Origin of the sequence: Avibacterium endocarditidis (genome assembly GCF_965138825.1) — a bacterium.
In the GTDB taxonomy this organism is placed as follows: Bacteria; Pseudomonadota; Gammaproteobacteria; order Enterobacterales; family Pasteurellaceae; genus Avibacterium; species Avibacterium endocarditidis.
Genome location: NZ_CBCSDH010000001.1, coordinates 167,393 through 182,191, shown reverse-complemented (window position 1 = coordinate 182,191; position 14,799 = coordinate 167,393). Strand labels below are relative to the sequence as shown.

General features: G+C 42.1%; 13 protein-coding genes. 5 read left to right on the top strand and 8 right to left on the bottom strand.

The genetic code is table 11. The annotated features are described in order from the left end of the window. Positions 1–22: 22 nt before the first annotated feature. On the bottom strand, positions 23–1,099 hold the full coding sequence (locus ACNAV8_RS00830) for a TIGR01620 family protein (protein WP_415777036.1): 1,077 nt from the start codon (positions 1,097–1,099) through the stop codon (positions 23–25). A 36-nt stretch (positions 1,100–1,135) separates the two neighbouring features. Then, a complete protein-coding gene (locus tag ACNAV8_RS00825) occupies positions 1,136–2,539 on the bottom strand; it encodes a YcjX family GTP-binding protein (protein WP_103854921.1) in 1,404 nt (467 codons plus the stop codon). A gap of 65 nt (positions 2,540–2,604) precedes the next feature. On the opposite strand from ACNAV8_RS00825, the gene ACNAV8_RS00820 reads away from it, so the two are divergent. From ACNAV8_RS00820 to ACNAV8_RS00800, 5 genes are read left to right on the top strand one after another with little or no spacing between them, the layout of a single operon-like run. Then, positions 2,605–4,302, top strand: a complete 1,698-nt coding sequence (locus tag ACNAV8_RS00820) for an ABC transporter substrate-binding protein (protein ID WP_103854920.1) — start codon at positions 2,605–2,607, stop codon at positions 4,300–4,302. Then, positions 4,299–5,264, top strand: coding sequence for an ABC transporter permease (locus ACNAV8_RS00815; RefSeq protein WP_103854919.1), 966 nt, complete (start codon positions 4,299–4,301; stop codon positions 5,262–5,264). The genes ACNAV8_RS00820 and ACNAV8_RS00815 overlap by 4 nt, the downstream gene beginning before the upstream one ends. Further along, positions 5,254–6,141, top strand: coding sequence for an ABC transporter permease subunit (locus ACNAV8_RS00810; protein ID WP_103854918.1), 888 nt, complete (start codon positions 5,254–5,256; stop codon positions 6,139–6,141). Before ACNAV8_RS00815 ends, ACNAV8_RS00810 begins: the two co-directional genes overlap by 11 nt. Positions 6,142–6,149: 8 nt before the next feature. Next, positions 6,150–7,208 (top strand): peptide ABC transporter ATP-binding protein, encoded by a 1,059-nt coding sequence (locus ACNAV8_RS00805; protein WP_103854917.1) that lies wholly within the window; start codon positions 6,150–6,152, stop codon positions 7,206–7,208. Positions 7,209–7,217: 9 nt separating this feature from the next. Then, a complete protein-coding gene (locus tag ACNAV8_RS00800) occupies positions 7,218–8,018 on the top strand; it encodes a peptide ABC transporter ATP-binding protein (protein ID WP_103854916.1) in 801 nt (266 codons plus the stop codon). A 133-nt stretch (positions 8,019–8,151) separates the two neighbouring features. On the opposite strand, the gene glyA is transcribed toward ACNAV8_RS00800, so the two are convergent. From glyA to ACNAV8_RS00770, 6 genes are all read right to left on the bottom strand, one after another. After that, positions 8,152–9,417: a serine hydroxymethyltransferase gene (glyA, locus tag ACNAV8_RS00795; protein WP_103854915.1), complete on the bottom strand. Its 1,266-nt coding sequence runs from the start codon at positions 9,415–9,417 to the stop codon at positions 8,152–8,154. 121 nt (positions 9,418–9,538) lie between these two features. After that, positions 9,539–9,850 (bottom strand): hypothetical protein, encoded by a 312-nt coding sequence (locus ACNAV8_RS00790; RefSeq protein ID WP_146256853.1) that lies wholly within the window; start codon positions 9,848–9,850, stop codon positions 9,539–9,541. A 72-nt stretch (positions 9,851–9,922) separates the two neighbouring features. Beyond that, positions 9,923–11,140 carry a DUF711 family protein gene (locus ACNAV8_RS00785; RefSeq protein WP_415777035.1) on the bottom strand — a complete coding sequence of 406 codons (1,218 nt, stop codon included), beginning with the start codon at positions 11,138–11,140 and terminating at the stop codon, positions 9,923–9,925. A 28-nt stretch (positions 11,141–11,168) separates the two neighbouring features. Next, positions 11,169–12,470: a phosphoribosylamine--glycine ligase gene (gene purD / locus ACNAV8_RS00780; protein ID WP_415777034.1), complete on the bottom strand. Its 1,302-nt coding sequence runs from the start codon at positions 12,468–12,470 to the stop codon at positions 11,169–11,171. A gap of 20 nt (positions 12,471–12,490) precedes the next feature. Beyond that, entirely contained in the window at positions 12,491–14,095 is a 1,605-nt protein-coding gene (purH, locus tag ACNAV8_RS00775; RefSeq protein ID WP_103854913.1) for a bifunctional phosphoribosylaminoimidazolecarboxamide formyltransferase/IMP cyclohydrolase, read from the bottom strand. A gap of 231 nt (positions 14,096–14,326) precedes the next feature. After that, complete coding sequence (locus tag ACNAV8_RS00770) at positions 14,327–14,734, bottom strand: DoxX family protein (protein WP_103854912.1); 408 nt, start codon at positions 14,732–14,734, stop codon at positions 14,327–14,329. Between the last annotated feature and the right edge of the window lie 65 nt (positions 14,735–14,799).

Below are 14,799 nucleotides of genomic sequence, written 5' to 3'. Positions count from 1 at the left end.
CGCTAGGGGCAATTTTTATCGATTAATCTGCTTTTTTACTTGGTAACAATAAGCCCTTTAAATTCGACAGCACTTCTTTTTGAATATGCTTTAAACGTGGGCGTTCTTCTTGCTTAAAGGCAAGCGGGCGGCAGAATTCCATGGCTTTAATGCCAAGCCTTGCGGTAAGCAGCCCCACGCCAACACCTTGGGCAATGCGAGCGGAAAATTTCGCCGTAACATCTTGTGAAAGCCAATCCATTCCAATATCTTGGATCACTTCCGTTGCTCCGGCAAACGCCATATTTAATAGCACCATTCGCAATAAACGCAGGCGGCTGAAATAACCCAACTCAATACGATAAAGTTTGGCTAACTGATTGATTAAGCGAATATTTCGCCACGCGATAAAAAACACATCGACCACCGCCAAAGGGCTAACCGCAACAATAGCAGCGGCTTCGATGGCATTTTTGCTAATTAATTTTTGGGCTTGTTTATCAATGGGTTTTAGCACGGTTTGGCTGAATAAATAGGCGGTTTCACTGGCGGAATGCCCTTCATTAGCCTGCTTTTGCCACTGGATAAATTCTGGCGATTGTGGCGAAATATCCATTGCTTTCACAATATCTTGGCAGAGCTGTTGAACTTTTTCACTTTCTTCTGGGGAAAAATCTCGCTGAAAATCCACCGCACTTTGCTGGCGTACAGATTGGCGGTTAAGCAAGGTTTGACTTTGCGTTTGCAAGATCATTCGTTTTTTTAACTTCACCAGCTTGCGCCATTCGCTGACAATCGCGCTGATTCCCAATGCCACCAAGGAACAACTTGCCACAGCAAAAGAAAAATAAATCCATTGGTGATTTTGCCAGCTGTCAATCAACCATTGCACCGACTGCGCAATCACTGCGCCGCCAAAAAAAAGTGCAGAACCTACCAGCCATTTTTTCCACCAACGGGGTTTCGGTTGTACCGCTTGCTCAAACTGTGGCGCGAGATCGCCCAGTTCCTCTTCCACTTCCGCTTCAATAATTAAATTCTCTTGCGAAAAAGTTTGTTTCGGTGCAAAGGCTTGTTGTTCTTGATCTTCAAGTGCGGTGTGAAAAATTTGTTTTTTCATTGGTTATCTTTCTCCGTTACGATCAATGCGGTGCGATCAATCCAGTTTATCCGCGAGCAAAAATTGCAGTACGGCGTCCATTCGTAAATGAGGAATGGGGTTGCCTTGTTCAAGGGGCTGGGGTTCAAATTGATCAAATTCAAAATGCTGGGTTTGCCAAAATTGCGTATTCGGTAAGCGGTTTGGCACTTCCCCGGGGTAAAGGGTGATTTTTTGCTGATCTTTTTGTCGAACACCTTGGATCGCAGGATAAAACTTGCCATTTTGATTTACCGTAACCTGTTGCGTGGCGCGAATGGCAGCAATGGCACTGTATGCAGTTTCAATGCCTTCATATTCCACATAACGCCCACCTTCTTGCACAAGCTGACGTAGCAGGCTGACCAAATTATGGCGTTGATCTTTGGTGATGTGATCTGCTTTGGTGGCAAGAAACATTAATTTATCAATTTTTGGTGAAAATAAGCGGTTAAGCAAGGTGCGTTTGCCATAATGAAAGCTCTTAAACAGTGCTTGCAAACCTTCTTGCATATCCAAAAAAGCACGTTGGCTATGATTAAGCGGCGTAAGGCAATCTGCCAAGATCACTTGGTGATCAAAAGTGGAAAAATAATCTCGATAAAAACCTTTGACGATATGTTGGCAATAATAATCGTAACGCTTTGTTAAAAAAGCAAAATAGCTATTGCTATCGGCTTTTTTCAAGGCTTGCCATTGTTCAGGATTAAGATGAATCAAAGGGAAAAATTGCACCGCAGGCGAGCCTTCCAGCTCCCCCATTAAAACAAAACGCCCTGGCTGAATAAAATGCAAGCCCTGAGCTTTACAAGCAAGCAAGTATTCCGTGTAATCCTTAGCGAGTTGTGCCAGCACTTCTTCATCGGCTTTCGCAAATAAGTCAATTTTCTCGAGTTTTTCGCGCCATTTTTGCGCTAACTCAAGGCGTTGCCCTTGCATAAGCTGACGCTGTTGTTCGCTCCATTGTTGAAAATCTAATTCGAGCAAGGGCAAATCTAATAGCCATTCCCCTGGGTAATCAAAAATATCAAGATAAAGGGTGCTAGTTTCTTTTAAATGACGCCATAAGCCACGCTGTTGGTAACGAATGGCCAAGCGAGTTTCACTCACGCCACGGGTGGAATCAGGCCAGTGCGGCGGGTCGTCTGTTAAACATTTCAAATTGTTTTCATATTCAAAGCGGGGAATGTGCATCGTGCGCTGTTCAATGCGTTTTACGGCTAAAATCCGTTTATCACGCGCCGCATCAAATAAGGGTAAATGGGCATTATCCACCACATTAATATGCAAAAGTTGGTTCACAAGGCTGGTAATAAAGGCCGTTTTACCGCTACGGCTTAGCCCTGTTACGGCTAAACGTAACGTGCGGTCAAATCCGCGATCAATGAGGTTATCCAGCTCTTTTTGAATATAATCAAACATTTTATTTCTAAATTTCGCTAATATACTTTAAAATTTCGTCATAATTTATCACAAATATGCCTGTTATGTTTATAAGAAAAATCGTTGTTTCTGCTATTTTGCTGAGTGCAAGCCTAATCAGTTTGCCAAGTTTTAGCGCCCCTAAAGTGCCAAAAATTCTCACGCAAAATGGGTTAATTTATTGCACGCAGGCAAACGGTTTATCCTTCAATCCGCAAACGAGCGATGCAGGAACCAGTATGAATGTGGTAACCGAGCAGATTTACAATAAATTATTTGAAATCAAAAATAACAGCGCAACCGTTGAGCCAGTGCTGGCGCAGAGTTATAGCCTGTCCGCAGACGGCAAAACCATCACCATTAATTTACGTAAAGGGATTAAGTTCCATCAAACGGATTGGTTTACTCCAACACGCGATTTTAATGCGGAAGATGTGGTATTTTCGCTCAATCGCGTGCTAGGACATAACACGGATTTGCCTACTTTAGAAACCTTAGTGGACTACAAAAATCCGCAATACCGTATTTTCCACGAGCAAGCGCGTAAAGTGCGTTTTCCTTATTTTGAAAGCATTAAATTGAGCGAAAAAATTGAGTCTGTGGTTGCCACTTCGCCCTATCAAGTGCGAATCCAGCTTTTTCAGCCTGATGCGTCCATTCTTTCCCACCTCGCCAGTCAATACGCCATTATTTTCTCGCAAGAATATGCTTTACAGCTCAATGCTGACGACAATCTTTCTCAGCTAGACACCTTGCCGGTGGGAACTGGCCCTTATAAAGTGCAAAATTTCGTGCGAAATCAATATGTTCGCTTAGCAAGAAATGAAGATTATTGGCGTAAGAAAGGGAAAATTGAGCATATTATTATTGATCTTTCTACAGACAGAACAGGGCGTTTGATTAAATTCTTAAATGGCGAATGTCAGATCACCTCTAGCCCTGATGTAAGCCAACTGGGAATTTTAAAACAGTTTGATGAGCGCTATTATTTGAAGTCCACTGAAGGAATGAATTTATCCTATTTGGCATTTAATTTCCTAAAACCTACGATGAAAGATCTGGATCTGCGCCGTGCCATCTCGCAAGGTATTGATCGGGAACGCATTATTCATCGGATTTATCATAATACGGCAAGTGTAGCGAATAATATTATTCCTAATATTTCTTGGGCGGCAACGGTGAACACGCCTGATTTTGCTTATGACTACAACCCGAAAGCCGCCAAGGCCTTTTTACAAGATAAGCAGCTCAAACTCACAATGTGGGTGCTAAACGAAGAGCAGGTTTATAACCCTTCGCCAATTAAAATGGCAGAATTAATCAAATGGGACTTAGCGCAAGTGGGGGTAGAATTAGCCATTCGCCCTGTAACTCGCACTTATTTAATTGAACAGCTGCGAAATGGCTCGGAAGATTACGATTTGATTCTCACTGGCTGGCTTGCGGGGAATTTAGATCCCGATAGCTTTATGCGCCCGATTTTAAGCTGCGGCACAGTCAATGACATCACCAATCTTTCCAACTGGTGCTATGCGCCTTTTGAAGATGCAATGAACCGAGCTTTAAATACCACGCATTTACGTTCTCGCGCCAATTATTATAATATTGCGCAAGAAATTATTTTGTCAGAATTACCCATTATTCCTGTGGCGAATGTAAAACGAATGTTGATTGCAAATTCACGGGTGAAAGGCTTGGAGCTTGCGCCTTTTGGTAGCATTAACTTTACTACGCTATCCTATCAACAAGGAGAGAAAAAATGATTTTGTCGTTTTTCAGGCATCTTATCTTGTTGGTGATCACCTTAGTGATTCTTTCTATTATTAGCTATGCGGTGCTAATGCGCGATCCGCTCAATGAAGTGTTGGCTACGCCGCATTTTTATTCAGGCTATTTTTTCTATGTGAAAAATTTACTCAATGGGGATTTGGGGATTAGCTATAACGGCGGTGATTCCCTAAGTGATTTAGTTCTCACCGTGCTCCCCCCTACCCTTGAGCTTTGCTTTAGCGCCATTTTACTGGCGTTGCTCTTTGGCATTCCTTTAGGGCTAATTGGGGCGATTTATCGTAAAAAATTCTTCGGAAAAATCATCCGCACTTTGTCTGTCATAGGGCTTTCTCTGCCCGTGTTTTGGCTTGCGCCTCTGTTGCTTTATGCGGCCGCTATTTATGGCTGGGAGATTGCTGCTATTGGGCAATATAATTTGCTTTATGAAATTCAGCCCATCACGGGGTTTCCTATTATTGATGTTTGGTTTATTGATGAACCTTATCGCATTAAGGTGATCCAAAATGTGCTGCAACACCTGATTTTGCCAACCTTAGTGCTAACCATTTGGCCAACAATGGAAATTATTCGTATCGTGCAAGAGCGTGCAGGCTATTTGTTTGAGCAGCCTTACATCAAAATTTCAATGACAAGAGGCTGGTCAATGTGCAAGATTTTGCGTACACATATTTTACGCAACACCTTGCCATTGTTAGTGCCGCAAATGACACGATTATTCACCCTTGTGATTGCACAATGTATGTTGGTTGAAGGCACCTTTGGTTGGTCTGGCATTGGGCATTGGCTGATTAATGCCGTTGCCCAGCAAGATTACAACAGTATTTCCGCAGGCATTATCGTGATTGGATTATGTATTATTGTGGTGAATTTATTGGTAGAAACGCTCACCTTTGTGTTAGATCCGTTAAATAAGAAAGGTTGGTATGCAAGATAAAGATCCGGCAGAATTTCGCCACTCAGCAACATTAACCACCATTTGGAAATTATTCCGCCAAGATAAAGTGGCGCTTGCCAGTTTTTATCTATTTTTGCTGTTTATTTTGACCGCACTTTTTAGTAGATTTATTGCCCCTTATCCAGCTGAAACGCAGTTTATCGGTTTTGAGTTAATGCCCCCATCTTGGGTGAATGGCGGAAAAATTGCCTATTTCTTTGGCACGGACGACATTGGACGTGATGTGCTAAGCCGATTAATTACAGGAACAACCTACACCTTAGGCTCAGCCTTAATTGTGGTGATTTTCACCGCAATTTTAGGTGGCATTATGGGCGTTTGGGCTGGAATGTCGCAAGGGATTAAATCGCGTATACTTGGGCATTTTCTTGATGCTTTCCTTTCCACGCCCATTTTGTTGATTGCCATTATTATTGCTACCTTAATGCAGCCTAGCCTGATTAACGCAATGCTTGCCATTACCTTGGCCTTATTACCACACTTTATTCACGAGATTTACCAAGCCATTCAAAAAGAGCTGAAAGAGGAATACATTTTAATGCTTCGCCTTGAAGGGGCATCAAATTGGATTTTGTTAAAAGAGGCTATTTTCCCCAATATTTGCGTGAAATATATCCAAGAAATCACCCGCGCTTTTACCATCTCCATTTTAGATATTAGTGCATTAAGTTTTATTTCTCTCGGTGCGCAAAGCCCAATGCCCGAATGGGGCGTAATGATTAAGGATTCTCTCGAATTGATTTACCTTGCTCCTTGGACAGTAATCCTACCGGGACTTGCCATTATGGCGGTGATCTTAGTCGCACTATTACTCGGCAACGGCATTAATAAAGCCATTGAAAAATATTATGAATAGGGATTCCTATGGCACTACTTGATATTCGTAATCTTTGTATAGAAATAAAAACGCCAAATGGTCGAGTAAAAATCATCGATAACGTCAATCTCACCTTAAATGAAGGGGAAATTTGCGGCTTAGTCGGGGAATCGGGTTCAGGAAAAAGTCTGATTGCAAAAGTGATTTGTAACACCATTAAGGATTCGTGGGTTGTTACCGCCGATCGCTTTCGGTTTAATGATGTGGAACTGCTCAAACTTAGCCCACATAAAAGGCGGAAATTGGTGGGCAAAGAAATTTCAATGATCTTCCAAGAGCCGCTGACGAATTTAGACCCCAGCAGCAAAATTGGCAAACAACTGATCCAAAATATTCCCTCTTGGACATTCAAAGGCCGTTGGTGGCAGTGGTTTGGCTGGAAAAAACGCCGTGCTATTGAATTATTACACCGTGTGGGGATTAAAGATCATAAAGACATAATGAACAGCTACCCCGATGAAATCACCGAAGGGGAAGGACAAAAAGTGATGATCGCCGCCGCCGTTGCCAACCAACCGCGCTTATTAATTGCTGATGAGCCAACCAACGCATTGGAATCCATCACTAAAGTACAAATTTTCCGTCTGCTGTTGAGTATGAACCAGAACCAAGGTACATCTATCTTGCTAGCCAGCAATGATATTAATAGTATCCGTGAATGGTGCGACAGTTTCAGCGTGCTTTATTGCGGGCAAAATGCGGAATCTGGGCCAAAAGAAAGTGTACTAAACACACCGCATCACCCTTACACCAATGCGCTGCTACATTCTATTCCTGATTTTAAACAGCCGTTGTCGCTCAAAAGCCGTTTAGGTACATTGCGTGGAAGTGTGCCACTGTTGGATCAGCTGCCTATTGGCTGTCGCCTTGGCCCACGTTGTCCATTTGCGCAGAAAAAATGTATTAATAAACCACCAACAAGACGCATTAAACATCACGAATTTGCCTGTCATTTTCCACTAAATTTGCGTGAAAATCAGCGAAAAGAAAGAGAAGATGTGGCAACACCACTTATCATTAATACGGATGAAAATAACGAAGAATAGGAAAAGCGAATGAGTGCCTTATTAAAAATTGAAAATTTATCCAAATCCTTTGATGATAATGTCGGCATTTTTTCATCTAGCCAGTTCGTTGCCGTGGAAAATGTCAGCTTCCAGTTAGAGCGTAAGAAAACCTTAGCGATTATTGGCAAAAATGGCTCGGGGAAATCCACTTTAGTAAAAATGATCGCGGGGATTATCGCACCAAGTGCGGGGGAAATTTTGTTTAAAAATGATCTCTTACAGTTTGGCGATTATCACTACCGTTCACAGCATATTCGAATGGTTTTCCAAGATCCGAATAGTTCCTTTAACCCAAAACTTAATGTCGGGCAAATTTTGGATACGCCACTACGTCTTGCCACAGATTTAACAGAAGAAGAGCGTGATGAAAAAATCTTTGCGACTCTCAAGCTGGTAGGGCTTTATCCTGATCACGCCAGCATAAAAATCAATACAATGTCAGTGAGCCAAAAACAGCGTGTTGCCCTTGCTCGTGCTTTAATCCTTGAGCCTGAAATCATCATCACTGATGATACTCTCGGCTCACTCGATGCCACGGTGAAAACCCAGCTAATGAATTTAATGCTCGAAATCCAAGAAAAACTGGGTATTTCTTATATTTATGTGGGGCAACATTTGGGTATTATTAAACATATTTCTGATGATGTGTTGGTGATGGACGAAGGCAAAATGGTCGAATACGGCACAACCCGTGATGTCTTCACTCACCCACAAAATGATATTACCAAACGTTTAGTTGAAAGCCATTTTGGCCGACTACTAACAGATGAATCTTGGCAAATCAGATAACCCTTATAAAATAAAGTGCGGTGGTTTTTTGCAAAGTTTTTGTAATTAAAGAACTATTGTATTACCTCATTTTATATCCCAATAAAAAACTGGCTGGATACCTATCCAGCCAGTTTCGTACGACACTAAAAAATTACGCAGGATAAACTGGCAAGCGCTTACAAATATCTAGCACTTTCGCTTTTGTTGCTGCGATAACGTCTGCTTCGTTTTCTTTACCCACGGCATCAAGCACATCGCACATCCAGCCTGCTAGCTCTTTCACTTCTGCTTCTTTAAAACCACGGCGAGTCACAGAAGGTGTGCCTACACGAATCCCTGAAGTGATAAACGGTTTTTGTGGATCATTTGGTACGGCATTTTTGTTTACCGTAATGTTCGCTTTGCCTAATGCGGCATCGGCGGCTTTTCCTGTTAAACCGTGGCTCACTAAATCCACTAAGAATAAATGGTTTTCTGTGCCGTTAGACACCACGTTATAACCACGCTGTTTAAACACTTCCACCATCGCTTTTGCGTTTTTCACCACTTGTTGCTGATAAGCTTTAAACTCTGGCTCAAGAGCTTCTTTAAAACACACCGCTTTGGCTGCGATAACATGAACCAATGGGCCACCTTGACCAGCTGGGAAAACAGCGCTGTTTAGTTTTTTGTAAAGCTCTTCATCACCGCCTTTCGCTAAAATCAAGCCACCACGCGGGCCGCCCAAGGTTTTGTGCGTTGTGGTTGTCACAACGTGCGCGTGCGGTAATGGGTTTGGATAAACACCTGCTGCAATTAAGCCTGCAACGTGCGCCATATCCACGAATAAATAAGCGCCCACTTCATCAGCAATCTCACGCATTTTCGCCCAATCAACTACTTGAGAATAGGCAGAAAAACCACCCACAATCATTTTTGGCTTAACGCGTAACGCTTGTTCACGCAATGCGTCATAATCAATTACGCCTTCATCGGTGATGCCATATTGTTCTGCGTGATAAATTTTGCCTGAAAAGCTCACTGATGCCCCGTGAGTTAAATGTCCGCCGTGTGCCAAGCTCATACCTAAAATGGTATCACCCGGATTTAACAATGCCATATACACTGCCGCATTGGCTTGTGAACCAGAATGCGGTTGCACATTAGCATAATCTGCACCAAATAATTCTTTCGCACGGTCAATCGCAAGTTGTTCAACAATGTCTGCATATTCACAACCGCCGTAATAGCGTTTGCCTGGGTAACCTTCCGCATATTTATTGGTAAATTGAGAACCTTGCGCTTCCATCACGCGTGGGCTGGCATAGTTTTCTGATGCGATTAATTCAATATGTTCTTCTTGACGGCGATTTTCATCTTGGATCGCCTGCCATAATACGGGATCGTAATCAGCGATGTTCATACTTCTTTTTAACATTGTGTTTGTCCTCTTATAAATATGATTATTTAAGATTTAACTAGTTTAGCCTTTTTTCACTATCTTGTAATGAAAAATTAGGTTCAAAATTTTCATTGCGATGATGAATATTATTCATATCCTATGCTTGTCGCAATTCCTTTTTACAATTATTAATATAAAGCAAGATATCTTCTTCTTGGTAACCAAGCAATTTACCAATTTCTCGTTCTACCATAGGATCAAAGTGTCGTATACTTTTCTTCAATAGTTGCTCAAACTGTCCTGCATATTTTTGATGAACAGGTCTAAATAGAATAAAGGCTCCCAACTCTATTGGAGTCTGCTTATCTTGAGGAACTAAAACAAGATAATTACAACGAAAAACACCCCGTTCTATATAAGGTAAAAACGTACCTGGAACTCCCATATCATTAAAGAAAAGTGCTAACATTTTCTTTCTCGATAACATTAACTCAAGCTCTATTCCTTCGTGAAGGCCAATTTTTCCTTTACATATCATAAACTATGGTACAGCTAAAATGCGGCAATTACATAAATCATCGCTTTCAAACTCGGTCATTTCTCCTGCTACTTTATTAGGAATAGGGAATAACCTGACGGTAAGAGGCTTATTTAAACGAAACGCCATTGTTCCAGTATCACTCATTAATCCTGCGATTTGTTCAATGGTTGCCTCACCTGAAATTGGTACAGTATCTAAACCAATGCCGCATACGGCACTATAAGTGAGTAATGCTCGAATATCAAATTGCGATCTTTTTGTGCCTTCTGCTAATCCCAAATCTTCAATTACGGCTAACATTAAACCCGAAAAGCCAACCAAATTGACATTTTTGATAGATTTAAACACGCGAGTGAGTAATTCAGATGCCTCAACAGTGCCTGCTGCACCAAAATAAGGCACATCAAGTAATTCATAAACTTTTCTCATTGAATGGCAATTTTTTGATGGTGCTGCTGAGCTATCAAAACCCGCTAAGCTAAAATGACCAGATAACGCAGATTTTACGGCGTTTTGCACTTCATCAATGTGATATTGCAAAGCTTGAGACATTGCCACACTTGCTTGATGAAAAAACTGTTGACGATTTTCACTGCTCGGTAAAGTTTCTAGCACATCCACTAATAAATCTGGCGTTTCTAACCCAATTACCACAGCATTATCTAACTCACTGCGATGATAACCTGCGGGGAAATAAGGAATAAAAGGTTTGCAATTAAAATTCACGGTAAAATTAAAATTGCCTTCGCCGCGTGGAGTTAATTCTGCAATTTTTTGCACCGCACTTGCACAATCTAATAATAAATCATAATTTAGAAAGCCATTTTCATCGCGTTCCACATTCACGCAAGCGTTACATAAATCACCATAATCTGCGATTAATTCTGGCAATAAAGCAATCTCTTGTTTGGTTTTCGCCTCACCAATCGCAAAGCGAATACGCAATCCGCTCTCATTTAATTCATTGAGCAAAGTTTTAAGCAAGGCTAAATCACGCTTTGCCGTGTCAATGCTGGTCAAATCCAAATATTCACCAAAAGGATTAGTGATAATACGGATAGACTGAATTTCATAACCTTTTTGCTGAATAGCAGGAATAAGCAGGTCAAATTCCGCTTTCGCCATTTGTAGCTGTTGTTGCCATTGTGCTTTATCTTTAGTTAGGGATAAAAACAGGCTGATTGCTCTCACGCGGAAAAGTGATTTATCTTGATACATATTTCTCCTTTTTCTTATTACTTCTCTATTATGATTTCTCGCGCGCAATAGCTCTCCAGCCAATATCACGGCGGAAGAAACGTCCTTGCCATTGAATCTGTTCGGCGAGTTTTAAGGCTTTCTGTTGAGCATCAAGCACGGAATCACCTAATGCGGTGGCACAAAGAACGCGGCCGCCGTTGGTCACTAATTTGCCGTTTTCTTCACTCACGCCAGCAAGGAAAACTTTTTCATCCGCCAGCTCAGTAGTTGGTAAGCCTTGGATGCCATCACCTTTGCGATAATTCGCAGGATAGCCCTCTGCTGCAAGCACGATGCCTAGCGCGGCTTGTTTTTTCCATTGCGATTGAACTTGATCCAACTTTCCTTCGCAGGCTTTTAAGCAAAGTTCCACCAAATCAGAATCCATTCGCATCATAATAGGTTGCGTTTCAGGATCACCAAAACGGCAGTTAAATTCAATCACTTTTGGCTGACCATTTTTATCGATGATCAGGCCTGCATATAAAAAGCCTTTATACACATTGCCTTCAGCAGCCATTCCTTGCACGGTTGGATAAATAATTTGCTCCATCACACGCTGGTGAATTTCAGGGGTAACCACCGGGGCTGGCGAATAAGCGCCCATTCCGCCCGTATTTAAGCCTTTGTCGCCCTCACCTACACGCTTGTGATCTTGGCTTGTTGCCATTGGCTCAACATTTTTGCCGTCCACCATTACGATAAAACTTGCTTCTTCGCCATCTAAAAATTCTTCAATTACCACGCGTGAGCCTGCATCACCAAAGGCGTTGCCTGAAAGCATATCTTTAATGGCATCTTCTGCTTCCGCTAATGTCATTGCCACAATTACGCCTTTCCCTGCCGCTAAGCCATCTGCTTTAATCACAATCGGCGCGCCTTTTTGGCGGACATAAGCAAGGGCTTGCTCCACATCTGTGAAGTTTTGATATTCTGCCGTTGGAATTTGATGACGGGCTAAGAAATCTTTGGTGAATGCTTTTGAGCCTTCTAGCTGTGCGGCTGCTTGAGTTGGGCCAAAAATGGTTAAACCTGCTTGTTCAAAAGCATCGACAACGCCTGCTACCAACGGGGCTTCTGGCCCAACAATGGTTAAGCCCACTTGATTTTCTTGGGCAAATTTCACTAATGCTGGAATATCTGTCGCAGAAATTGCCACATTTTCCACCGCACTTTTGCCGAAGCCTTTTTCTCTTGCCGTGCCTGCATTGCCCGGGGCAACAAACACTTTACTGGCTAAAGGGGATTGCGCTGCTTTCCACGCAAGGGCGTGTTCACGCCCACCATTTCCGATAATTAAAATATTCATTTTTTCTACCCCACTTTTAATTAATGACGGAAATGACGCATTCCCGTTAGCACCATCACCATATTGTGTTCATCTGCGGCATCGATCACTTCCTGATCACGCATTGAACCGCCTGGGTGAATCACACATTCAATGCCTACTTTAGCAGCGGCATCAATGCCATCACGGAATGGGAAGAAGGCATCAGACGCCATTACGCAATCTTTCACTTCCAAGCCTTCATCTTGTGCTTTAATGCCCGCAATTTTGGCGGAATAAACACGGCTCATTTGTCCTGCGCCAATGCCGATGGTTTGATTATCTTTGGCATACACAATGGCATTCGATTTCACAAATTTCGCCACTTTCCAGCAAAATAGTAAATCTTGCAGTTCTTTTTCTGTTGGCTTACGTTTGCTCACCACTTGTAAATCAGCAAGATCGACCATTCCTAAATCGCTATCTTGCACTAATAATCCGCCATTAACTCGTTTAAAATCTAAGCATTGCTGTGGCTCGCTATGCCATTCACCACATTCTAAAACACGCACATTTTTCTTCGCTTTCAATACCGCTTTCGCCCCTTCTTGCACCACTGGAGCAATAATCACTTCAACAAATTGACGATCAACAATGGCTTGTGCGGTGGCTTCGTCTAAAGGACGGTTAAAGGCAATAATGCCGCCGAAAGCAGAAGTTGGATCGGTTTGATAGGCGCGGTTGTAGGCGTCTAAAATATCCTCGCCTAAAGCAACACCGCAAGGGTTTGCGTGTTTCACGATCACACAAGCAGGTTCATTAAAACTTTTCACACATTCTAGTGCGGCGTCCGTATCGGCAATATTGTTATAAGAAAGGACTTTGCCTTGTAGCTGTTTTGCAGTGGATACGCTGGCTTCTTTTTGTTCTTTTTCCACATAAAATGCGGCGTTTTGATGACCATTTTCCCCATAACGCATTGTTTGTTTGCGAATAAAATTCAAATTCAAGGTGCGTGGGAATTGCCCGCACAAGGCATTTTGCTCTTCTTCATCTGCGGCAAAATAAGGTTTCACCAATTTGCCAAAATAGTTGGCTATCATCGCATCATATTGTGCGGTATGCTCAAAAGCTTTGATGGCTAAATCAAAACGTGTTTCTAAGGTTAAGCCATTTTGATTTTGATCCATTTCAGCCAAAATCGCAGAAAAATCCTGATTATTCACCACAATCGCCACATCTTTATGATTTTTCGCTGCAGCTCGCACCATTGTTGGGCCGCCAATATCAATATTTTCTACTGCATCTTCAAGGGTGCAATCTGGTTTTGCCACGGTTTGGGCGAAAGGATAAAGATTCACCACCACCATATCAATAGGATCAATCTGGTGCTGCGCCATAACTTCATCATCAACTCCACGGCGTCCTAAAATACCGCCGTGAACTTTCGGGTGCAGGGTTTTCACTCGCCCGTCCATCATCTCTGGAAAGCCAGTGTAATCGGATACTTCGATAACGGGCAAACCTTTTTCCATTAATAATTTTGCCGTGCCGCCGGTGGAAAGCAGTTTCACTCCACGTTGCACTAAGCCTTGAGCAAATTCCACAATACCAGTTTTGTCTGAAACACTAAGTAAAGCCTGACGAATTGGGCGATTTGGTTGCATTGAGATTTCCTTTAATTTAATGAAATGAAAAAACGCCCGCATTATAACGCAATCGTTTGCTTTTATATAGCACGAAATCAAATTTCTTAACAAAAAACCAACAACTCAAGATTTCCATAGGCAAGGCGTGCCAAAAGTGCGGTGTATTTTTGATTTATTTTTCTTCAAAGACAAAAAAACCCGCTAATGCGGGTTAAAATCAACAACTCTAAAAAAGACAAATTAGTTTTATTAGCTCTTCTTGCAAACTTTATTATCTAATGCAAAAGCGCCTGCGCCTAAGAAAACAAAGTTTAAGAAAACTAAAGAATATAATGCAGCAAGCTCGCCTTTATTAACGATTGGCAATAACACGTTATCCAAAGATGCGTGAATTTGGAAATATGCCACAGCCATCATACCAGAAAGAATGAATGCCACCGGGCGGGTAAATAACCCTAAGATCAATAATGCGCCACCAACGATTTCTAACACGCCACCAATGCCCATCATTGAAAAGAGTTCCACAGCACCGTTGCCACCTGTCATTGAAACTGGGTATTCAAAGAATTTTGACGTGCCGTGTAATAAAAACATATAGCCTGCAATAATGCGTAATAATCCGAGTGCATAAGGGCTAATTTTATTTAATGAATTCATAATGTTTCCTTTAAAAATAATCTTACTCCAGTAGGAGCGAAAGAGCGCGTATCATAACGGAATTG